This is a genomic window from Natronosporangium hydrolyticum (assembly GCF_016925615.1).
Taxonomy (GTDB): domain Bacteria; phylum Actinomycetota; class Actinomycetes; order Mycobacteriales; family Micromonosporaceae; genus Natronosporangium; species Natronosporangium hydrolyticum.
Map to the genome: position 1 here is coordinate 1,137,894 of NZ_CP070499.1, position 20,732 is coordinate 1,158,625.

General features: G+C 70.2%; 19 protein-coding genes. 4 read left to right on the forward strand and 15 right to left on the reverse strand.

The window, feature by feature from the left end:
• Position 1: 1 nt before the first annotated feature.
• The 8 genes from JQS43_RS05270 to JQS43_RS05305 all read right to left on the reverse strand — a co-directional run bounded on the left by JQS43_RS05270 (position 2) and on the right by JQS43_RS05305 (position 7,218).
• A complete protein-coding gene (locus tag JQS43_RS05270) occupies positions 2-1,303 on the reverse strand; it encodes a quaternary amine ABC transporter ATP-binding protein (RefSeq protein WP_239677932.1) in 1,302 nt (433 codons plus the stop codon).
• Positions 1,304-1,586: 283 nt separating this feature from the next.
• Positions 1,587-2,018, reverse strand: coding sequence for a hypothetical protein (locus tag JQS43_RS05275; protein ID WP_239677933.1), 432 nt, complete (start codon positions 2,016-2,018; stop codon positions 1,587-1,589).
• Positions 2,011-2,370 (reverse strand): hypothetical protein, encoded by a 360-nt coding sequence (locus tag JQS43_RS05280; RefSeq protein ID WP_239677934.1) that lies wholly within the window; start codon positions 2,368-2,370, stop codon positions 2,011-2,013. Before JQS43_RS05280 ends, JQS43_RS05275 begins: the two co-directional genes overlap by 8 nt.
• Positions 2,371-2,443: 73 nt before the next feature.
• Positions 2,444-3,043 (reverse strand): nucleotide-binding protein, encoded by a 600-nt coding sequence (locus tag JQS43_RS05285; RefSeq protein WP_239677935.1) that lies wholly within the window; start codon positions 3,041-3,043, stop codon positions 2,444-2,446.
• 5 nt (positions 3,044-3,048) lie between these two features.
• Positions 3,049-4,236 carry a MalY/PatB family protein gene (locus JQS43_RS05290; protein WP_239677936.1) on the reverse strand — a complete coding sequence of 396 codons (1,188 nt, stop codon included), beginning with the start codon at positions 4,234-4,236 and terminating at the stop codon, positions 3,049-3,051.
• A gap of 57 nt (positions 4,237-4,293) precedes the next feature.
• The gene (locus JQS43_RS05295; protein ID WP_239677937.1) at positions 4,294-5,142 is read right to left on the reverse strand and encodes an ABC transporter permease; all 849 of its coding nucleotides are present in this window, start codon (positions 5,140-5,142) and stop codon (positions 4,294-4,296) included.
• Positions 5,129-6,073 (reverse strand): ABC transporter ATP-binding protein, encoded by a 945-nt coding sequence (locus tag JQS43_RS05300; protein WP_239677938.1) that lies wholly within the window; start codon positions 6,071-6,073, stop codon positions 5,129-5,131. Before JQS43_RS05300 ends, JQS43_RS05295 begins: the two co-directional genes overlap by 14 nt.
• Entirely contained in the window at positions 6,070-7,218 is a 1,149-nt protein-coding gene (locus JQS43_RS05305; protein ID WP_239677939.1) for a LolA family protein, read from the reverse strand. Before JQS43_RS05305 ends, JQS43_RS05300 begins: the two co-directional genes overlap by 4 nt.
• A gap of 146 nt (positions 7,219-7,364) precedes the next feature.
• On the opposite strand from JQS43_RS05305, the gene JQS43_RS05310 reads away from it, so the two are divergent.
• Both JQS43_RS05310 and JQS43_RS05315 read left to right on the forward strand, forming a co-directional pair.
• Positions 7,365-8,057 (forward strand): response regulator transcription factor, encoded by a 693-nt coding sequence (locus JQS43_RS05310; RefSeq protein WP_239677940.1) that lies wholly within the window; start codon positions 7,365-7,367, stop codon positions 8,055-8,057.
• Positions 8,058-8,059: 2 nt separating this feature from the next.
• Positions 8,060-9,517 (forward strand): sensor histidine kinase, encoded by a 1,458-nt coding sequence (locus JQS43_RS05315; RefSeq protein ID WP_239677941.1) that lies wholly within the window; start codon positions 8,060-8,062, stop codon positions 9,515-9,517.
• Here the strand turns inward: JQS43_RS05315 and JQS43_RS05320 are convergent.
• From JQS43_RS05320 to JQS43_RS05335, 4 genes are read right to left on the reverse strand one after another with little or no spacing between them, the layout of a single operon-like run.
• Positions 9,512-10,762 carry an ABC transporter ATP-binding protein gene (locus JQS43_RS05320; RefSeq protein WP_239677942.1) on the reverse strand — a complete coding sequence of 417 codons (1,251 nt, stop codon included), beginning with the start codon at positions 10,760-10,762 and terminating at the stop codon, positions 9,512-9,514. The genes JQS43_RS05315 and JQS43_RS05320 overlap by 6 nt on opposite strands.
• A gap of 14 nt (positions 10,763-10,776) precedes the next feature.
• On the reverse strand, positions 10,777-11,619 hold the full coding sequence (locus tag JQS43_RS05325; protein ID WP_239677943.1) for a carbohydrate ABC transporter permease: 843 nt from the start codon (positions 11,617-11,619) through the stop codon (positions 10,777-10,779).
• The gene (locus tag JQS43_RS05330; RefSeq protein WP_239677944.1) at positions 11,619-12,581 is read right to left on the reverse strand and encodes a carbohydrate ABC transporter permease; all 963 of its coding nucleotides are present in this window, start codon (positions 12,579-12,581) and stop codon (positions 11,619-11,621) included. The genes JQS43_RS05325 and JQS43_RS05330 overlap by 1 nt, the downstream gene beginning before the upstream one ends.
• Positions 12,578-13,855: an ABC transporter substrate-binding protein gene (locus JQS43_RS05335; RefSeq protein WP_239677945.1), complete on the reverse strand. Its 1,278-nt coding sequence runs from the start codon at positions 13,853-13,855 to the stop codon at positions 12,578-12,580. Before JQS43_RS05335 ends, JQS43_RS05330 begins: the two co-directional genes overlap by 4 nt.
• A gap of 205 nt (positions 13,856-14,060) precedes the next feature.
• On the opposite strand from JQS43_RS05335, the gene JQS43_RS05340 reads away from it, so the two are divergent.
• Together JQS43_RS05340 and JQS43_RS05345 are read left to right on the forward strand one after the other, a co-directional pair.
• Positions 14,061-15,833 (forward strand): hypothetical protein, encoded by a 1,773-nt coding sequence (locus JQS43_RS05340; RefSeq protein WP_239677946.1) that lies wholly within the window; start codon positions 14,061-14,063, stop codon positions 15,831-15,833.
• A 122-nt stretch (positions 15,834-15,955) separates the two neighbouring features.
• Positions 15,956-17,080 carry a mechanosensitive ion channel family protein gene (locus JQS43_RS05345; protein WP_239677947.1) on the forward strand — a complete coding sequence of 375 codons (1,125 nt, stop codon included), beginning with the start codon at positions 15,956-15,958 and terminating at the stop codon, positions 17,078-17,080.
• 6 nt (positions 17,081-17,086) lie between these two features.
• On the opposite strand, the gene JQS43_RS05350 is transcribed toward JQS43_RS05345, so the two are convergent.
• The 3 genes from JQS43_RS05350 to JQS43_RS05360 form a co-directional block, all read right to left on the reverse strand.
• Positions 17,087-18,205, reverse strand: coding sequence for a S1 family peptidase (locus tag JQS43_RS05350; protein ID WP_239677948.1), 1,119 nt, complete (start codon positions 18,203-18,205; stop codon positions 17,087-17,089).
• 265 nt (positions 18,206-18,470) lie between these two features.
• The gene (locus JQS43_RS05355; protein ID WP_239677949.1) at positions 18,471-19,619 is read right to left on the reverse strand and encodes a S1 family peptidase; all 1,149 of its coding nucleotides are present in this window, start codon (positions 19,617-19,619) and stop codon (positions 18,471-18,473) included.
• Between the two features lie 91 nt (positions 19,620-19,710).
• Positions 19,711-20,721: a LysR family transcriptional regulator gene (locus JQS43_RS05360; protein ID WP_239677950.1), complete on the reverse strand. Its 1,011-nt coding sequence runs from the start codon at positions 20,719-20,721 to the stop codon at positions 19,711-19,713.
• Positions 20,722-20,732: the final 11 nt, after the last annotated feature.

Below are 20,732 nucleotides of genomic sequence, written 5' to 3' on the forward strand. Positions count from 1 at the left end.
TCTACGCGCTCCCGCCCGGTTCCCGTCGCTCCACGATGACGTCCGGCCGCTCATCGTCCGCCGCTGCGGACGACTCGGCGGCAGGGCCGCCCTCGGGTGGTGGGGATTCTTCGGGTGGGGCGTCGGTGGCCAGTGTGGCCATCGCGGTCAGCAGCGTCGCCCGTGGAATCACCCCGAGCAGATGCTCATCGTCGTCCACCACCGCGACCGGGAGCGGACTCTCCGCTGACGGGGCGAACACGTCGGCGAGCAACGTGCTCGCGGATACCGTGGCCGGCTTGTCCAATACACTGTCCAGTGTGGTCGTCTGCTGCTTGACCGCCCGCTGCGCGGCTTCGTCCCGGATCACGCCGCGGAGCTCCTGCTCCCGGGAGACCACGTAGGCCGCCTGGCTCTGGTGTTCCCGCATGGTCCGCAGCGCGGCCCGGGGGCCACCGGTGTCGATGACCACCGACCGGGCCGGCTCCATCACCGACGAGGCGGTCAACACCCGGGTACGGTCGACATCCTGCACGAACTGGGCGACGTAGTCGTTCGCCGGATCCTGCAGGATCTCCTCGGCGGTGCCGACCTGGACGATCCGGCCGGCCCGCATCATCGCGATCCGATCGCCGAGCCGCATCGCCTCGTTGAGGTCGTGGGTGATGAAGATGATGGTCTTGTTGAGGGTGCTCTGCAGACGCAGCAGCTGATCCTGCATTTCCCGTCGGATCAACGGGTCCAGCGCCGAGAACGCCTCGTCCATCAGCATGATCTCGGTCTCGGCGGCGAGCGCCCGAGCCAACCCAACCCGCTGTTTCATGCCACCGGAGAGCTGCGAGGGCAGTTTGTCGCCCCAGCCGTCGAGGCCGACCATCGCCAACGCCGCTTCGGCCTTTTCATACCGGGTGGCTTTGTCGACTCCCCGAACCCGCAACGCGTACGCCGCGTTGTCCAGCACCGTCCGGTGGGGCAGCAGTGCGAAGTGTTGGAAGACCATACTCATCCGGTCCCGGCGCAGCGAGCGCAGGGCGCCGGAGGAGAGCGCCGCGACATCGGAGTCGCCGACGTAGACGTGACCGTCCGTTGGCTCCAGCAGGCCGTTGAGCATCCGGATCAGCGTGGACTTTCCGGATCCTGACAGACCCATTACCACGAAGATCTCGCCCGGCGCCACCTCGAAGTTCGCGTCGATAACCGCGCAAGTCGCGCCGAACCGCTCCTTGACCGCCTCCAGCGGGGCGCCTTCTTCGAGGTGGCGCACCACTTCCCGGGGGCGTCGACCGAAGATTTTGTACAGTCCCTCTGCACGTAAGGCAGACACAGTTCCCTCTCCGTTGGTTGGCAACGCAGACCGCCAGGGGTGCAGCGGTCACGCCTCAAGCCCGCCCAGGCGGGAGCGGCTCGCGACACCGGCGCTGCCTGGGGGTGGGGAAGACACATCCGCCATGATGTGTGTCCCGTCAGCAGCACCCGGCAAGCCCCCGGACGCCAAGCTCTACTTTACCGGAGGAGGCTGCAGCCGAGCCAATTACGCCTAGACCAGCCGGAGTACGAAACCATAACAACCTTGGTGCGGCGCGGTCCGGTGGGAACCCAAAGCCCGGCTAACGGTCCTGGGTACGGGACAGCCACCACAAACCAAGCACCGGAAGCACCAACGGGACGAAGCCATATCCGATCCCGAAACCCGACCAGACCGTGGCGCGTGGGAAGGCATCGGGCAGCACCAGACTCAAGCCACCTACCACCAGGACCCCGGCCAACTCCACCCGGCAGCACAGCAGCGCGACCCGACGGGCGGACGGCCCGCCGCGGGCCAGCGCGATCGCGGCGACCAGATAGATCACCGCGGCGAGCGCGGAGAGTAGGTACGCCACCGGGGCCTCCTCGAACCGGGTGGCGAGCTGCCACCCGGCGCGGGCGCCCGCGGAGAGCGCGAACAGACCGTAGACCGCCACCAGCAGCCGACCCGGGCCGGTCCCGGTGGCGGCCGGTCCGGCGCCGGGACCAGAGCCGACCGGGCGCGGCTCAGCCACTCCACACCTGCTGCAACCGGAGCACCAGCACCGCGGTCACCCCCGCGGCGATGGCTACGATCACCGAGCCCCACCGGGTCCGTTCGGCCATGCTCAACAGCGCCGCCAACGGTGGGATCAACACCGCGGTCAACAGATAGCCGATGAACGTGGCCAGGCCGTCGGCGGGCCGCTCACCAGCGAAGACATTAGTCAGGGCGGCTATCGCCTGCACGACCAGCAGGCCCTCCAGCACGGCGAGTCCCGCCAGGTGCAGCAGCCCCGGCGGGCGATCGAGCATCGCCGTCACCACGGCGAACCCGCCCACCAGAAGCCCGGCGACGATGATGCTGGTGGCGAGGCCGTTGACCATAGGGGAAGCCTATGATGCCGAAGGGCGCCGCCCTCGGCGGGGCAGCGCTCGTCGGCGCCACGGCGCGGACCGGTCAGCCGGCGCTGCGGGCAGCGGTCTGGACCCGACGCCAGACCTTCTTGTAGGCGGCCAGGCCATCTTCATGCAGTGGCCGGGTGGGCCCGGCGGCGATGCCGACCCGCTCCGGGATGGTCCCCCAGATCGGCACCCGCGCCTCCGTCCAGTGGCCCACCATCTCCTGGTAGTCGCGGGTGAAGGTGCGCGCGGAGGTGACCACCAGGCCCGCCGGGGTGCCCGCCGGGACCAGCCCCAGCACGGTCTCCACCCGGGGCGCCTCGATGCCGCCCACCCGGGTCGGGATCACCACCACGCTCGCCCGGTCGATCAGCTTGCCGAGCATCCGGTCGTTGGCTGGTGGGCAGTCCACGACCACCAGATGCTCCTCGTCCAGTCGGTCCAGCGCGCGGGTGACCAGCCGGTCGGTCGGGGCCTCCACCACGCTGAGCTTGGCGAGCCGCTCGTCGCCTGAGTACTCGACCCACTCGGCGGCGGCCGCCTGCGGATCCACATCCACGATCGTGGCGGAGCGCCGGCCTGCTCCCAGCGCCGCCAGGTACACCGAGGTGGTCGTCTTGCCCACCCCACCTTTCACCGCAGCCACTACGACGATCATGCGGCTCACGTTACCGCGTCCTCACCAACCGCGCGCGCCAGCCGGGTGACCATCTCGTGGAGGATCGGCGCGGGCGTCGCAATATTCATCCTTACCCATCCACGGCCGGCCTCGCCGCACTCGGCACCGTCCACGAGGGCCACCGCGGCATGCTGGGCGAAGAACTCGCCGGGCGCATCTGCCGCCGGGAGCCGGCGGCAGTCCAGCCAGGCCAGGTAGGTGCCCTCCGGGGGGTGGTACGCCAGCTGCGGCAGCTGGTCGGCGAACAGCTGCGCCAACAGCTGTCGATTCTGGTCCAAGTAGTCGATCGCGCCGTCCAGCCACGACCGGCCGGCGCGGTACGCGGCGGTGGCGGCCGGGACCCCGATGGTGGCCGGAGCCGTACTCGCGCCGGTCCCGACCACCGACCAGGCGGCGCGGTCGGCGGGGTTGCTAAGGATAATCTGGGCACAGCGCAGGCCGGGCAGATTCCACGCCTTCGAGGTGGAGACCGCGGTGATGGTGTGGGCGGCGGCCGCCGCCGAGGTCATGGCGTACGGAGTGTGGCGGTGCCCGGCATAGGTGAGCGGCGCGTGGACCTCATCGGCGAAGACCCGGCCACCGAACCGGTCGACCAGCTCGGTGACCGCGGCGAGCTCGTCGGGGGTGAAGACGCGGCCCACCGGGTTGGCGGGGTTGCACAACACCAGCAGTCGTCCGCCGGCGCGGAAGGCCGCCGCCAACCGGTCGAGGTCTAGTGTGTAGTGACCGGCTTCGCAGCGCATCGGGGTCTGCAGCACCTGCCGGCCATGCAACGGCGGCAGCGTCAGGAATGGCATGTAGGCGGGGGTAGGCAGGATGATCGGCGTATCCGGCGGGGAGAAGTGGCGCATCACCAGCTCGAAGCCGGTGAGCACATCGGAGACCGGGAAGACCAGCTCCGGCTCGACCCGCCAGCCGTACCGGGTGTGCTGGAAGTCTGCGCACGCGGCGGCCAGGTCGGCCGCCAGCGCCGGCGGCAGGTAGCCGAACTCGCCGCGCGCGACCGCCTCGTGCAGGGCGGTGAGCACCGCGGGCGCGGTGCCGAAGTCCATCTCTGCCACGAACGCGCCGATCGTCTCCGGGCCGAACTTGGTCCACTTGAGGCTGCCCCGCTCGCGGAGCTGTTCGGTGGTCAGCGACGCCAGCTCGGAGGGTCCGGGGAAGTCGGCCATACCACCCATGATGCCGGATCGGGCGCGGCCGGCGCCGGGCGTGGTCGGCGGCCCGCGTCAGCTGGTGATGTCCCGCCCGGCGAACCGTGCCCAGGCCGCAGTCCAGAAGATCACGATGTAGGCACCGGCGGAGAGCAGGCCCCGCTGCAGGTCGGGCAGGTAGATCGGGGAGCGCAACAGGTCCCCGAACGCGGTCCACCAGTGGGTCAGCAGGTACGGGTGCAGCCAGGCCAGCTGCGGAATCGAGTCCAGCACGAAGCTCGCCATGGTCAGCATCAACACGGCGATGCTGGCGCCGATCGGTTGCTCGGTGAGGGTGGAGACGAACAGCCCCACCGCCCCGAGGGCGCACAGCGCCACCCCCAGGTACCCGCAGATCAGTAGCAGCCGCAACAACCCACCGCCCAGCCCGACCTGCTGGCCGGAGAGCAGCGTCACTGGGCCACCACCGAACAGCAGCCCGCCGGCGAGCAGCCCGACCGCCGCGATCAGCAGCACCGCGGTGACCGTGAACGCGGCGACCGCCACGCCCTTGACCGCCAGCAGGGTGGTCCGACCCACCGGCACGGTGAGCAGATAACGCAAGGTGCCGGTGTGGGCCTCGCCCGCGATGGCGTCCCCGGCGATCACCGCCACCGCCAGCGGTAGGAAGAGGGTCAGGCACGCGCTGAGCGCGGCCAGCGCCACGAAGAAACCGTTGCCGGTGATTCTGGTGAAGAACTCCGGCCCGCCCGCCCCCGCGACCGGGTCCGCGATCCGGATCGCCACCGCGATCACCACCGGCACCGCCGCCAGGACCGCCAGGCCGGCCCAGTTCCGGCGGCGGCCGAAGATCAGCCACAGCTCGCCGCGCAGCAGGCGCAGCCGCGGCCACCCTCGGGCGGGCGCGACCTCAGCCACTGACATCGAAACCCTCCCCGGTGAGCGCCACGAACGTCTCTTCCAACCCCGGGCTCGCAACCGTGAAGCCGCGGACCGGCACCCCGTCGCGTACCAGTTCGGCGACGATCCGCTCGGGCGCCACCTCGCCGAGTTCGCCACCAGCGGTCGCCTCGCCGAGATTGATCCCGGTGAGGCCGAGTCGCCGCAGGGTCCGGCCGGCCTCGCTAGGCTGATCGGTTTGGATCAGCGCCCGCCGGGCGGTGGCGGTACGCAGCTGTGGCAGCGGTGCCTGGGTCACCAGCCGGCCCCGGTGCATCACCCCCACGTGGCTGCAGATCTGCTCGACCTCGGCGAGCAGATGCGTGGAGAGCAGCACGGTGGTGCCCTCCCGCGCCAGCGAGGTGATCAACGCCCGGACCTCCCGGGTGCCCTGGGGGTCGAGGCCGTTGGTCGGCTCATCCAGGATCAACAGCTCGCGCGGGCGTAACAGGGTCGCCGCCAGCGCCAGCCGCTGCCGCATGCCGAGTGAGTAGGTCCGGTACCGCTGGTTGCCGGCCGCGCTGAGCCCGACCCGACGCAACGCGGTGGCGATCTGGTCAGACCCGCCACGCGGATCGGCGGTCCGGTCAGCTAGCAGCAGCCGGCGCAGGTTGTTTCGACCCGACAGGTACGGGTGGAAGGCGGGCCCCTCGACCAACGCCCCGACCCGGGGCAGCACCGCTGCGGCGGACTCCGGCATCGGGGCCGCCAACAGGGTGTGCCGCCCGGCGCTGGGTCGGACCAGGCCGAGCAGCATCCGGATGGTGGTGGTCTTGCCGGAACCGTTGGGCCCGAGGAATCCGTAGACGCTGCCGCGGGGGACCGCCAGGTCGACGCCGTCGACGACCAGCCGCCCGCCGTACCGTTTGCTCAACCCTTCGGTCCGGACCGCCCAACCCTGGTCAGGCTCGGTCACTCATCCTCTCCCTGGGACTCCGGCTCTCCCGAGGACTCCGGTGACGGCTGGTCCGGCAACGCTGCCGCTGGGTCGTCGGCCACCGCCACCAGCCGCTCCGGGGGAACCGCTCCGATCAGGAACCGGTCGTCGTCGGTGAGCAGCGCGCTGAACAGGTCGCCGGTGAGCAGTTGGCCGCTGCCCCATTCACCGCTGACCGTAGGTAGCCCGGCGAGCAGCCACGCCAGCTCGTCCTGGTCCAGCTTCGCCTCCGGGACGGCCAGCACCAGCACGCTCGCCCAGCCTTCGCCGACCACGGTCGCGGCCGGCCACGGCTGCCCCTCGTGCCCCTCGTGCCCCGTGACCGGACCCCACGGCAGCAGCTCCGCCTCGGTCACGGTGGCGTCGGGCGGTGGGTTGAACCGGAACTGCTCCGGGTCGGGTCGCTCGAAGCTGAGGTGGGTGAACTGCACCTCGACCGCCGGGTCGGCGGCGGCGCCGAAGACCCGCACCGCGAGCGGGACGCTGTGCTCGGCGTCGATGGCGATCCGGACCTCCCGGAACAGCGACTCGTCATCGCGCGGCGAGAGCACCAGCTCGTACGCGGCCCGACCGGCCACCTCGGCGGTGCCGCCGGTCGTCACCTCGGTGGTGGGATCGAGGAAGGCGAGCACTGCTTCGGCGGCGGCCTGGGGGGTGAGCCCGGGCGTGGTGTCCTGCGGCCCGCCCGCCTCGCCGAACGGTGGTAGCTGCCGGTGGGAGGCTTGATTTTCCCGACTCTCCCAGATCCACAGGTCCTCGCCGTCGACGATGATGTCCGACTGCCCCAGCGTGCCCAGCAGTGCGATCCGCAGCTGGTCCGGGCTGCCATACCAGACCCGCAGGGTATTGGAGCCGGACCATAGCGTGCCCAGGTCGGCGCTGCCGTGGCCGGCGGTCTCCGGGAGCCCGGGCAGCCCGAGGTCGATCGTCTGCACCACGGTGCCGGAGAACCCATCCACCTCGGCGGTCTGCAGATCCACCAGTAGCTCGGTGGCGCTGCGAGGGGGCAGCTCGGGCTCGGTCGCCGCGATCGCGTTCGCGGCGGCTCCGCCGCCGATCACCATCGCCGTCGCGGTCGCCGGCACCAGCCACCGCAGCGCCGGTCGCCTGCTCCACACGCTCATCGCCGTACCTCCTCACTCGTGCCCCCATCGTCGCCCGCCGGGCGCCTGGTTGCCAGGGTGCCGACTGGTGTCTGTGCGGTAGCTGAGAAGCACCGCAGGTGTACCGCGAGTCGCTGGTCGCGGGGTGGCCGTGCCAGGCTGTCTGGGTGCGACTGCTGGTGGTGGAGGACGAGGCCCGGTTGGCCGGGGCGCTGCGGCGCGGGTTGCAGGCGGAGGGCTTCGCCGTGGATGTGGCGCTGGACGGCCCGAGCGGGCTCGACGCGGCCCGGCACGGTAGCTACGACGCGGTGATCCTCGACGTAATGCTGCCGGGATTGTCGGGATATCGGGTGGTGCGGGCGCTCCGGGACGAATCGAACTGGGTGCCGGTGCTGATGTTGTCGGCCAAAGATGGCGAGTACGACCAGGCCGATGGGCTCGACGTCGGCGCCGACGACTATCTGACCAAGCCGTTCTCGTACGTGGTCCTGCTGGCCCGACTCCGGGCGCTGCTGCGGCGCGGCGCCCCGCAGCGCCCGGCGGTGATCACCGCCGGGGACCTGAGCCTCGACCCGGCCCGGCGGCGGGTTACCTGCCAGGGCGCCGAGGTGGTGCTGACCAGCCGTGAGTTCGCGGTCCTGGAGTACCTGATCCGCCGGCAGGGCGAGGTGGTCTCCAAGATCGAACTGTTGGACCACGTGTGGGACTCGGCGGTGGCCACCGCCCCCAACGCGGTCGAGGTCTACATCGGCTACCTGCGTCGCAAGCTCGGCCGGGAACGGCTGCTGACCGTACGCGGCGCGGGCTACCGCCTGGTGAGCGAACCGGTGGCGCAGCCGCAACCGGTGACGGAGGGGTGACCATGCGGTGGTGGCGGCGGGCCAGCCTGCGGACCCGGCTCACCTCGTTGGCGGTCGGTGGGCTCGCGGCCGGGCTCGCGGTCGGCGGGCTGGTGATGCTCGCCGTCCTCGCCATGACAATGCAACGCAGCGTCGATTCTGAGGCGAACCGGACCGGCACGGACGTCGCCCGGCTGGTCCAAGCAGGAGCCCTGCCCGAGCCGGTGCCGGTTACGGGGGAGCAGGTGGTGCAGGTGGTCGACGGGCAGAGCCGAGTGCTCGCCGCCTCGCTTGGCGCCGACCGGCTGGTGCCGATCCTCCGCGACGACGAGCTGGCGGAGCTCCGTACCGGCGGCAACACCATGGTCGACGGCGACCGGCTGGGGGTCGCCGGCAGCGTCCGGGTGGTGGCGGTGGCGGCGAGCAGCCCGGCCGCAGGAGAGGTCACAGTGCTGGTGGCGAAGCCCATGTCGGACCTGCGGCACAGCTACGCAGCGGTCCGCGGCATCCTGCTACTGGCCTTCCCGCTGCTGGTGGCCGGGCTCGCGATGGTGATGTGGCGAGTGGTGGGAGCGGCGCTGCGACCGGTCGAGGGCCTGCGGGCCAGCGCCGCCGAGATCACCGCGGCCGGAGGGCCGGCGAGCCTGCCGGTGCCGGCATCCAGGGATGAGGTCCGGCGACTAGCGGTCACCCTCAACGACATGCTCGACCGGTTGGAGCGCGCCCGGGTCAGGCAGCGGGCATTCGTCGCCGACGCGGCCCACGAGCTTCGTAGCCCGTTGGCGACTCTGCGCACCCAGCTGGAGGTGGCGCAGCGGCTGGCCCAGCGCGACCCGGCCGCGGCTGACTGGTCCCAACTCTCCGACGAGCTGCTCACCGATGTCGAACGGTTGAGCAGGCTGGTGGACGACCTACTGCTGTTGGCCCGCGCCGACGAGACCGCGCGGCATCCCGGACCGGTGGCGCCGGTCGAGCTAGGGCAGCTACTGCGGGAGGTCGCCCGGGGGTACCCGGCTGGCTCGGTGGTGGTCGACACGGAAGGCCCGCCGGTGTGGGCAGCCGGCGAACCCGAGGCGTTGCGGCGGGTGGTGTCGAATCTGCTCGACAACGCGGTCCGGTACGCCGCCCAGCGGGTGACGCTGGCGGTCGCACCAGCCGGCCCGTACCAGCTGATTACGGTGACCGATGACGGCCCCGGCATCCCGGCGGCGGACCGCGAACGGGTCTTCGACCGGTTCACCCGGCTCGACGACGCCCGGGATCGCGACGCTGGTGGGGCCGGCCTCGGCCTGGCGATCGTCCGGGAGCTGGTGCGCCGGCACGGTGGTTCGGTGCGACTGGTGGAGGCGGACCCGGCGCCCGGTCTGCGGGCCGAGGTCCGGCTCCCGCCGCTGGTTGACCCTCCTCCGGCCGATCCCCACCCGGCCGATCATGAGCGTACTGGTACGACTCGCCCGGTGAGTCGGTTGATTGGCTCATGATCGGCCGGGCGGAGGCTCGGGCGGAGGCTCGGGCGGAGGCTCGGGCGGAGGCTCGGGCGGAGGCTCGGGGCCGGTCGAGAGGTTGCGGCCGGACTCGGGGTCGAACAGGTGCAGCTTCTCGGCGTTGAACCAGACCGTCACCAGTTCACCCTCGCGGGCGGTCGACTCCGCCGATAGCCGGGTGACCAGTTGCGTGCTGGCGGCGGAGAGATCCGTGGTGCCGGCGTCGGCGGCGAGCTCCTCCAGCTCCCGCGCGCTGGCCCGCCCCGACTCCAGCGTGAAGTAGACGTACTTGTCCGAGCCCATCGATTCGACCACGTCGGCTCGGCTCTCGAAGACCAGTCCTTCCTGGCGTTGCGCCGGCTCGACCAGCTCGGCGTCTTCGAAGTGTTCTGGTCGAACGCCCAGAATCAGGTCGCGGGGAGCCTCGGCCGCGGCCAGCCGGCGCCGAAGCGGGTCCGGGAGCACCAGGTCACCGAGGACGCTGCGCAGCCGGCCCTCCGCAAGCTGGGCCTCCAGGAAGTTCATCGCCGGTGAGCCGATGAAGCCGGCCACGAACAGGTTCGTCGGGTGGTCGTAGAGCTCCTGCGGCGGGCCGACCTGTTGCACCCGGCCGCCGCGCATCACCACCACCCGGTCACCGAGCGTCATCGCCTCGGTCTGATCGTGGGTGACGTAGACGGTGGTGGTGCCCAGCTGCTTCTGTAGCCGCGACACCTGCGTGCGCATCTGCACCCGCAGCTTGGCATCCAAGTTGGACAAGGGCTCGTCCATGAGAAACGCTTTCGGGCTCCGGACGATCGCCCGGCCCATCGCTACCCGTTGCCGCTGGCCGCCGGAGAGGTTCGCCGGTCGGCGGTCCAGCAACTCGGTAAGTTCCAGAACCCGGGCCGCCTCCGCCACCTTCTCGTCGATCGTGGCCTTGTCCAGCTTGGCCAACCGCAGCGGGAACGACATGTTTTCGCGTACGGTCATGTTGGGGTATAGCGCGTACGACTGGAACACCATCGCGATGTCGCGGTCTTTGGGGGCCTGCTCGTTGACCCGTTCCCCGGCGATGTAGAGATCCCCGCTGCTGATGTCCTCCAGGCCGGCGATCATGTTCAGCGTCGTCGACTTTCCGCAGCCGGACGGGCCGACCAGGATGACGAACTCACCGTCCGCCACGGAGAGGTCTACCTCGGCGACCGCCATGGTGCCATCGGGGAATTTCTTGCTGACGCTGCTCAACACGATCTCGGCCATGGTCGGCTCACCTACTATCCCTTGACGGCGCCGGAGGTCAGGCCGGAGACGATCCGGCGCTGGAAGAGCAGCACGAAGATGATGATCGGAATGGTGATCACCACCGCGGCTGCCGAGATCGATCCGGTGGGGTCCTCGAACTGGCTGTCGCCGGTGAAGAAGGACAGCGCTACTGGTGCGGTTCGCGACGCCTCGGTGGAGGTCAGTGAGACGGCGAAGAGGAAGTCGTTCCAGCAGAAGATGAAGACCAGGATGGCGGTGGTGACCACGCCGGGTGCGGCCAACGGTGCGATCACCCGCCGGAACGCCTGCGCCTGGGTGGCGCCGTCCATCTTCGCCGCCTTCTCCAGGTCCCACGGGATCTGCCGGAAGAACGCGGACTGGGTGTAGATAGCCAGCGGCAGCGCGAAGGTGATGTACGGCAGGATCAGTCCTGGCCAGGTGTCGAAGAGGCGGAGGTCGCGCCACAGTTCGAAGAGTGGGGTCACCAGCGAGATCTGCGGGAACATCGCGATCAGCAGCGACACACCGATCAGCGCCCGTTTGCCTGGGAAGTCCAGGCGGGCCACCGCGTAGGCGGCCATCATCCCGAGTACCACCGCGATCGCGGTCGAGATCAGCGCGATCCCGATCGAGTTGATCAGCGAGCGGGTGAACAGCGCGGTCTCGAAGATGTTCTGGTAGTTCTCGAGTGTCCACTCTCGAGGAATGAAGTTGCCGTCGGCGATAGTCGCGGGAGTCTTGAACGACAGCGAGACGATCCACAGCACCGGGAAGAGCGCGAACGCGATCACCGCCGCGTCCAGCAACCCCCAGCGCCACTTCCGTCCGGTCGTCACCTCGCCGAAGGCGGCCATCAGCGAGCCCCCTCCTGGGTGCTGCCGGGGGCTGCCGCGCCGAACAGCTTGACGAAGAGGAAGGCGATGATCGCGACCGTGATGAAGATCAGTACCGACAGGGTGGAGCCGATGCCCAGGTTCAGACCCTGAATCAGGTTCGTATATGTCAGCATCGAGACCGACGAGGTGTCGTTGGCCCCGCCGGTGAGGATGAAGATGTTGTCGAAGATCCGGAACGCGTCCAAGGTCCGGAACAACAACGCGACCAGGATCGCCGGCTTCATTACCGGCAGCATCACCGACACGAAGCGTTGCCAGGCGCCGGCGCCGTCAACCGCCGCCGCCTTCAGTAGATCCTCGGGAACCAGCGCCAACCCGGCCATCAGCAGCAGCGCCATGAACGGCGTCGTCTTCCAGACCTCCGCCAGGATGATGATCGCCAGCGCGCTGGCCCGGTCGGTCAGCGGCGCCTGCTCTGGGGTGAACAGATTCGCCAGGTAGCCGGTGCCCGGCGTCCACGCGTACCGCCAGGAGAAGGCGGCGACCACGGTGACGATCCCGTACGGGATCAGGGCGGAGGTCCGGACCAGCCCGCGACCCACCAGCGTCCGGTGCATGACCAGCGCGAGGCCGAACCCGAGCACGAACTCGATCGCCACCGAGACCACGGTGATCAGCATGGTGACGAAGAAGGCGTTCCACCAGAACTCGTTGCTCAGTACGGTGCCGTAGTTGGCCAGGCCGACGAACTCGCGATCATCCGGGAACCGCAGGTCGTAGCGTTGCAATGAGAGCCACACCGAGTACAGAATCGGGTACCCGGTGACCGCCACCATGACCACGGCCGCCGGGGCGCAGAGCAGCCAACCAAGCCGCCGCTCGGCCGCGGCGCCCTCGCTGCGCGCCGGACGCCGCCGCCGCGCGCCGCCGGTCTGTACGCGTACCGCCTCGGCGCCCGGCTGCGAACTGGGTGCGGTCATGGCAGGACTCCACGGGAGTCCAGCGCATCCTGGATCTGCTCCCGCAGCCGCTGCGCGGTCGCCGCCGGCTCGATCTCCGACGGCGGCGACAACGTCGTCGCGATCACCGTCGATACGTTCTGGTACGCCGGCGTCAACGGCCGGTTCGAAGCATCCAGCAGCTCGTCGAGGATGACGTCGCGCATGGGGTACGCCTCCGCCAGCTCCGGCTCGTCGTAGACGCTCTCGATCGTCGGCGGCACCCCGTCGTTTACCGCGGAGAAGAGCTGATTCTCCGGATTACGCAGGCACAACGCGGCCTCGAACGCCTCCGCCGGGTACCGGGAGTAGGCGCTGACCGCCAGGTTGTAGCCGCCGGCGGTGACCCGCGCGGGCTGGTCCGGGTCGACCGCCGGGTACGGCGCCCAACCGACATCGGCGGCCAGCTCCGGGGCGTCCTCCTGCAGCGCCGGGTAGACGAACGGCCAGTTCAGCTGGAACGCGGCGTCGCCGGTCTGGAAGGCCAGCCGCGCCTCGTCCTCCATGGCGTTGCTGAACGCCGGACTGGTCACCCCGGCGGTGGCGAACCGCTGCAGCAGCTCCAGCGCCTGGACCGCCCCCTCGTCGACCACCGCCTCGGTGCCTTCTTCGTCGACGATCTCGCCGCCGGCCGAGGCGGTCAGGGTATTGAAGAGCACCACCAGGCCCTCGTACTGCGCACCCATGGTGATGATCTCGTACGGCTGGCCCTGGTCGCGTAGCTCCTGGGCGGCCTCGATCAGCTCGTCCCAAGTGGCGGGCGGCTCGTCGACCAGGTCGGTCCGGTACCAGAGCAGCTGCACGTTGGTGTTCTTCGGGGCGGCGTACAGCCGGTCCTCGTACCGGGCCGACTCCACCGCTGCCGGCAACGTGTCCTGCTCCGCCGCGGTCTGGTACTCACCGGTCCACTCCCGGACCCACTCGGCGCTGGCGAACTCCTGGGTCCAGGTGACGTCGAGTCCGAGGACATCCATGTCGTTGTCTTCGGCGGCGAGCCGCCGGACCATCTGCACCCGTTGCTCGTCGGCGTCTCGGGGCAACACCTGATAGTTGATTCGGTAGCGGCCCTGGGCCGCTTCGTTGCAGGTCGCTACGACCTCGGGCAGATTCTGCTCCGGGGCGTAGTAGAGGTTGATCACGGGCGGGCCGCCGGCGTCGGTGGCGCAGGCGGCGAGCGGCATCGCCACCCCGAGGGCGGTGAGCACCGCGGTCGCTCGGGCCCAGGCGCGGCGGTGGGGTCCTGGGCTGGTCGGCATAACCTCATCATTGCTGCTAAACCAGACTAACGATGATGTTTTCACAAAATTTTCGGAGAAGACTGCTAGGCTGCTGCGAGCTGTGTTACCGGCCGGCGGTCGTCGGTCACGGTGCCGATCCAGGGTCGGATCCGGCCATTGAAGAACTAGAACGCCACGGACCGCCGCACACCACAGAATCCGGATTTGCCCTTATGGTGGGGGCGTGCGTTTCACAGTGACCCAGGTGATGGACGCGATCGAGCAGCGGCTGACCACCGACATCTGCGGGGCACAGGCCGTGGTCGATGTCGGGGCGGTGGTCCGACAGGTGGAGCTCGATCGTGGCCGCCCGGTGAACCTGGTGCGGATCGGCATGGTCGTGGACGCGCTGGCCCGGTATCTCATCGACGACGGCGCGATGCTCTACGGCGTGATCGAGCGGTCGCTCTTGTCGGAGCAGGGCTTCACCTCCAAGGAGCGGATGGTGCTCGGCCGGTGGGCAGACGACGGGCTGATCGAGGTCACCGCCGGGGCCGCCGATCGGGTCCTGGAGATCGCCAACCTCACGGGCCTGCCACTGATTCTGCTGGGTGCGCGACCGGTGCCGGCGGCGCAGTACGACTGGCTCGCCGACCCCGGCGGCCGAGTGCTGCGGGTGGTCCCCGGTAGCGGGGTCGCTTCGTTGGTCCCGCTGATCGGCACCGAGCAGGCCGAGCCGTCGCCATCGGCGGCCGTCGCTGCGGTCGGTCGGGCCGAGGTGCCCTCGCCTACCGGCAGCGCCGACCCGGAGCCGGCTGAATCGGAGCCGGCCGCCCCGGAGCGCGCCAAGTCGGAAGCGGCTGCGCCGCCGACAGCCGCCACCACCACTACGACCGCCGCCGTGCCCGCGGCGTCCGGGTCGACCTCGGCGGCGACCCTGGCATCGGCCGCCGCACCCGCGCCGCCCTCGGGCCTGCCGCTCGACCCGGTCGCCGACCGGGTGCCGGCGGCGGTCGGGGCGGTGACCGCGACGGTGACGCCGCCGGCCGGGGCGGCGACCGATGGTCAGACCACCGAGCGGACCGATGTCGAGGAATCGCCAGCGACCACCGAGGTGCCCGAGCCGGCGGAGGCCGCTCCCGCCCCGGCCCCGGAGTCCGCGGTGGCTACTGGCAACGCGGAGGCTACTGGCAACGCGGTGGCTACTGACAACGCGGAGGCTACTGACAACGCGGAGGCTACTGACAACGCGGAGGCTACTGACAACGCGGTGGGTACGCACGACGCGGCGACGGAGCCGGAGCAGGTTGCGGCGCAGCCGCCGGGGACCGGCTTCGCAAGCGCGGTACCGGCAGTGAGAACCCGGATCTCCTGGCGCCGGTTCGGAACCGATCCGGCGCACCCGGAATCGGTCGCAGCGGCGGTGCGTCGAGAGTGGCGTTGCCACTCCTTTGACTGTCCGGCCTTCGGCGAGCTCCGGCGGCGGGGCCAACCGGCGCCGAAACTCGTCGGCGACACCGTCGTGTGCCCCCGCCACGATGAGCCGATGACGGAGCTCGGTCCGCGCCCGCCGGCATATTCAGTGTCGATCGTGGTCGAAGAGCTGCCGCGTCGCCGGTTGGTAGTCCGGGATGGGCACCCGGTGGCGGTCGGCAGCACCGACGATGAACCGGAGACGGTCTCGGTAGCGCCGTGGCTGCACCCGGCCGCCGCCGCCTGGGTCAGCCCGGTCCATGTCCGGTTGGAAGCGACCGAGGCGGGGTTGTCCGTCACCGACGTCAGCGACAACGGCACGCTGCTCTGGCAGCGAACCAGCCCGGACGATCCGGGCATCTCCCGACCGATGTTCGGGCAGGCCCACGTGTTGGGTCAGTGGGACAGCGTCGAGCTCTACACCGGTATCGAGCTGATGCGGGGTGACCACCGGCTGGGTGGCGTGTTGCACCAGCGCGAGTTCCGTTCGGTGCTGCTGGACGCGCCTACCGGGGCGTACCACCAGATCAGCGACGGCTCCTAGACCGCCGTCACCGGCTACACCTGCCGGCCATCGACCTAGCCCCACCGGGTGGGCTGCCGCTGTGTTGCAATGACCTGCCGGTGGTTCCGGGCGTCGAGGTGGAGCAGAGGTGGCGAACCCGAATGCTGACGTTCTTGGCTGACTTGTTCGTTCCGATGCTCGCGACCCTGGCGGCGTTGGTGCTCGTCTTCATCGGCCACCGCCTGTTGCGGTTCCTCGGTCGTCGCTCCACCCTCGCGCGTGACCTGGTGAGCCGTGCGTACCGCCCGGCGCAGGTGGCGGCGGCGTTGCTGGCCTGGTGGCTCACGCTGTGGCTGCTCGCCGACGAGCCGTGGCACGAGCCGGTGCTGCACGGTCTCCTGCTTGGGCTGATCGCGGCCGGGGGTTGGCTGGCGGTGGCGTTGCTGAACGTGCTGACCGACACCGCGCTGCGCCGGCTTCGGCTGGAGGGGCGGGATCCACTGGTCGCGAGGCGGATCCGGACCCGGCTCAAAGTGGCGCACCGGGTGACGCTCGCGGTGGTCTCCACGGTGGCGGGCGGCATCATGCTGATCACCTTCGAGAGTGTCCGCACCGTCGGGGTGAGCCTGCTGGCGTCGGCCGGCCTGGTGGGTATCGTCGCGGCGCTCGCGGCGCAGAGCATGTTGAGCAACTTCTTCGCGGGGCTGCAGGTCGCGTTCGGCGACTCGCTGCGCCTCGACGATGTGGTGGTGGTCGAGGGGGAGTGGGGCTGGATCGAGGAGATCACCCTGCGGCACGTAGTCCTCAAGATCTGGGACGAGCGGCGGCTGATCCTGCCGACTTCGTACTTCACCACCACACCGTTCGAGAATTGGACCAAGTCGGAGCGGCAGCTGCTCGGTACGGTCGAGCTCGATGTGGACTGGTCGGTGCCGTTCGACGAGATGCGGGCGGAGTTACGCAGGGTCCTTTCGAACACGCCGTTATGGGATGGGCGGGAGTGCGGCCTGCAGGTGATCGACGGCACCGGCAACGCGGTACGGGTGCGGGCGCTGGTGAGCGCCCGGGACAGTTCGGCGCAGTGGCAGCTGCGGTGCCTGGTCCGGGAGCAGCTGATCGGGTGGCTGCAGCGGGTTCATCCGACCGCCCTGCCGCGGCTGCGGACCGATGTGGCGGCGACTGCGGTGCCGGAGGGCTCTGCCGTCCCCGGCGCCGGCGCCATCCTCAGGCAGCCGGGTGGGGCGGGCGCCGATGGCGCCCGCCCCGATCAGCGGTCGGTCAGGTAACCAGCGTCAGCCGGTGACCAGGGTCAACCCGTAGGAGCTCAGCATCGGGTTGATCGGCTGGAAGAACGTCACGCCGCCCCAGGAGCAGTTCCCGGAGCCACCGGAGGTGACGCCCTGGGCGCTGATGCCGGAGGCCACGAACGAGCCGCCGGAGTCGCCCGGCTCGGCGCAGACGGTGGTCCGGGTCAGGCCGCTCACGCTGCCCTGGGCGTAGTTGACGGTCTGGTTGCGGTGGGTGATGTTGCCGCAGTGGGCGCCGGTGGTCGAACCAGACCGGCAGGTCGCCGCGCCGATAGCGGCCACCTGCGAGCTGCGGACCACCCAGTTGCTGCCGTTGTACTGAGTCACCCACGGCCGGGGCACCCAGTTGGTGTTGGCGGCGACGTAGCCGGCGTCGGAGCCGGGGAAGTTCGACCGCTGCACGGTGCCCATCGCGACCTGGTTGTGCCCGCGGACGCTGGTGCCGACACCGCCACAGTGGCCGGCGGTGACGAAGCCACGCGGCTGGACCGCGAAGCCGACCGAGCACCGGCTGTTGCCCGGGTAGTAGGCCTGGCCGCCGATGATGTCGTACAGCAGCTCCGGGGCCTCGGAGGTGGTCTCCACCCGGACCGTCGCCGCGTCGACCCCGGCCTCCTCGACCCAGGCTTCCGCCACGGCGTCGGCACCCGGCGCGGCCTGCACCACGACCTGGTTGGTGACGACATCGACGTGCCAGCCGTAGACCTCGCTAGCGTCTGGCGTGGTCACACCATCCAGCGTGGTCATCACCGAGTCGAGCTGCGCCTCGGTGTGGGTGACCAGCCGCGGCACCGCGCCCGCGGCCCGGACGGTGGTCGCCTCGGCCTGGTCGGTCACCGCCACCACGAGGTGGTCGCCGTCGATCCAGGCGCCGCCGATCGATTCGAGGCTGTCCCGGAGCTCCACCTCGGTCTCGGTGGCGGCGAAGTCGAGCGCGAGCCGCTCCAGGGCGGCGTCGTTGCTCAGACCCAGGTCCCGTTCCATGGCGGCGAGCATGGTGGCGTCGCCGAGCGGGGCGTCGTCGGGGGCCGCGGCGCCGAGGCCCGGGCTGGCGGATGCGCCGGCCGGAGCCAACGCGGCCGCGATGCCCGCGGATAGCGCCACCGCAGCTAATCTAGACACTGTACGTCGGTCCATACTGGGGGTCTCCTTACAGGGGGAAAGTTAGGGAGTTCGACCTCCCCGGGGGTACTCGTACGCTATGCGGGCCTGTCCGATCGGGGTACATACCGTTCGGGTCATACCGCGGCGACGCAGTAGCCGGTCCGCGTCCACAACAGCGTGGCGGGGGCGGCTGCGCCGCCCCCGCCACGCTGGTTAAACGGAGGAGTGTTCCCCAGTGTCTAGACCAATTATCTGGTCTCTGGGGTTAACTGGTCACTAGCGACAATCCGTAGGCGCTGAGGATCGGCTGCAATGGCTGGAAGAACGTGACGCCACCGGTGGAGCAGTTGCCGGAGCCGCCGGAGGTCACGCCCTGCGCCTGGCTGCCGGCGAGCCAGGAGCCGCCGGAGTCGCCGGGCTCAGCGCAGGCGGTGGTCCGGGTCAGTCCGGTCACGGTGCCTTCCGCGTAGTTGACGGTCTGGTTGAGGTGGGTGATCTCGCCGCAGTGCCAGCCGGTGGTGGATCCGGACCGGCACACCGCCGACCCGACCCCGGCGGCCTGGCCGCCCGCCACTGTGACCGCGCTGCCGTTGTACTGGTTGACCAGCGGCTGCGTGCTCCAGTTGCTGTTCACCGAGACCCAGCCGTAGTCGTTGCCGGGGAAGCTGGAGCCCTGCACGGTGCCCTGGGCGGCGTTGTTGAACCCGCTGGTGCTGGTGCCGACACCGCCACAGTGGCCGGCGGTGACGAAGCCAGCGGGGGCGACCGAGAAGCCGACCGAGCAGCGGCTGGCGCCCGGGTAATAGGCATCGCCGCCGATCACGTCGTACAGCGGCTCCGGCGCCTCCTCGGTGGGCTCGACCGTTACCGCGTCGACCCCAGCCTCCTCGGCCCATGCGGTGGCCTCGGCGACCGCGTCCGGGGCGGCCTGCACCACCACCTGGTTGCTGGTGACCTCGACGTGCCACCCGTAGACCTCGTCGGCATCCGGGGTGGGTGCGGCGTCGAGGTCGGCCATCACGCTGTTCAGCTCGGCTTCGCTGTGGCTGACCAGTTGTGGCTCCCCGCCGGCGGCCCGCACCTGCTCGGCGCTGGCGTCGTCGGTGACCGCCACCACCAGCTGCTGGTCGTCGGTGACCCAACCGCCGGCGTAGCCGTCGGCCAGGTCGGAGGCGAGTTGTTCGAGGGTTTGGCTGGCTGCGAACTCGGTATCGAAGCGCTGCTGGGCCGCTCCGGCGGTGAGGCCCAGGTCGCGCTCGACCGCGGTGAGCATCTCGGGGGAGCCGGTGAAGGTGCCGGCCTCGTCGGCCGTGCCAGCCTCGGTGGCGCCAGCGGCTGCTGGGAGCAGTGCGGCCGCGAAGGCGGCCGAAACGGTAACTGCTCCGAGCCGTTTGGCGAATCTCTGGTCCATCATGGTCCCCTAACTGTTGACGAACGGTTGAACCGTGGGGTGACTTCACGGTATGCAGGCATGGCTGATCGAGGGAGATACCACCCCGGTCATATCACTGAGTAGATAGTGGCTTAGCTGCGGCGAGTGGCTGTGCGCCGAACTGCGGCTGCCGCCTGAGCCACTCCGCGTAGCGGGGTAGTCGCTCAACGGCGTCCTGATAGGCCTCGACGGCGTAGTAGGCGATCCGGTCGGCGTGCTGCGAAGCCGGTGTCTCCGGGTGCCACCCGAGCAGATGTCGCCAGTGCAGCGGAGTGCCGGCGATCGGTACCGAGACCAGCCCGGGCGGTGGTCGGAAGCTCGACTGGCAGGGTGCGATCGCGGTGCCCGCCTCTACCAGCTCCACACAGGTGCGGACATCGCCCTCATACATGTCGCGGGCGGTGAAACCGGCCCGGGCGCAGGCGGCGGCGAAGCAGCTTCGGAAGCACCCGTCGCCGGGGGTCATCACCCAGGACGCGTCGGCGAGATCGCTGAGGTCGACTTCGCGCTGGCCGGCGAGTGGATGGTCCTCGGGCAGGAGGATGAAGACGGCGTCCACCGCGACGACGTGCCAGGCGAGGTCCCGTTCGGCGCCGGAGCCGAGGGCGGTCGGCGGCGAGGAGCTGCCGCAGGCGCCGACGAGGGCATAGTCGAGCCGGCCGGTAGCGAGCATCTCCGCTAGCTCGGAGGCCTCCCATGAGGTGTGTGTGGACAGTACGGCATCGGGGTACTCGGAGGTGAGCCGCTGCATCAATCCACTGAGGATCGGGCCGTTTACGGTGCCGATCCGGTAGGCCTTCATGGTCGTCGCGGCGGTGCTGGCGAGCCGGGCGGCCTCATCCTCCAGCCCTTGGATCGCGGGTAGCAGGATCCGGGCTCGAGTGAGCATGAGTTCACCGAGCGGAGTAGGGCGGGCGCCGTGCCGGTCGCGTTCAAATAGTTGGCCGCCGATCGCCCGCTCGATCCGTTTAAGTTGGGCGGCCAAAGCAGGCTGCGCGAGCCCCAGCGCGGCGGCTGCCTTAGTGATGCTGCCGGTGTCCGCGATCGCGCACACGATCCGCAGATGCCGCAGCTCGAGCTTCATAGCGCGACGGT

Bases quoted from the DNA above. Each gene is read 5' to 3' on its own strand.
- JQS43_RS05280 (WP_239677934.1), bottom strand. From the start codon at position 2,370: ATGGTCAACGGCCTCGCCACCAGCATCATCGTCGCCGGGCTTCTGGTG.
- JQS43_RS05285 (WP_239677935.1), bottom strand. From the start codon at position 3,043: ATGATCGTCGTAGTGGCTGCGGTGAAAGGTGGGGTGGGCAAGACGACC.
- JQS43_RS05290 (WP_239677936.1), bottom strand. From the start codon at position 4,236: ATGGCCGACTTCCCCGGACCCTCCGAGCTGGCGTCGCTGACCACCGAA.
- JQS43_RS05295 (WP_239677937.1), bottom strand. From the start codon at position 5,142: ATGTCAGTGGCTGAGGTCGCGCCCGCCCGAGGGTGGCCGCGGCTGCGC.
- JQS43_RS05305 (WP_239677939.1), bottom strand. From the start codon at position 7,218: ATGAGCGTGTGGAGCAGGCGACCGGCGCTGCGGTGGCTGGTGCCGGCG.
- JQS43_RS05315 (WP_239677941.1), top strand. From the start codon at position 8,060: ATGCGGTGGTGGCGGCGGGCCAGCCTGCGGACCCGGCTCACCTCGTTG.
- JQS43_RS05320 (WP_239677942.1), bottom strand. From the start codon at position 10,762: ATGGCCGAGATCGTGTTGAGCAGCGTCAGCAAGAAATTCCCCGATGGC.
- JQS43_RS05325 (WP_239677943.1), bottom strand. From the start codon at position 11,619: ATGGCCGCCTTCGGCGAGGTGACGACCGGACGGAAGTGGCGCTGGGGG.
- JQS43_RS05330 (WP_239677944.1), bottom strand. From the start codon at position 12,581: ATGACCGCACCCAGTTCGCAGCCGGGCGCCGAGGCGGTACGCGTACAG.
- JQS43_RS05335 (WP_239677945.1), bottom strand. From the start codon at position 13,855: ATGCCGACCAGCCCAGGACCCCACCGCCGCGCCTGGGCCCGAGCGACC.
- JQS43_RS05345 (WP_239677947.1), top strand. From the start codon at position 15,956: ATGCTGACGTTCTTGGCTGACTTGTTCGTTCCGATGCTCGCGACCCTG.
- JQS43_RS05355 (WP_239677949.1), bottom strand. From the start codon at position 19,619: ATGATGGACCAGAGATTCGCCAAACGGCTCGGAGCAGTTACCGTTTCG.
- JQS43_RS05360 (WP_239677950.1), bottom strand. From the start codon at position 20,721: ATGAAGCTCGAGCTGCGGCATCTGCGGATCGTGTGCGCGATCGCGGAC.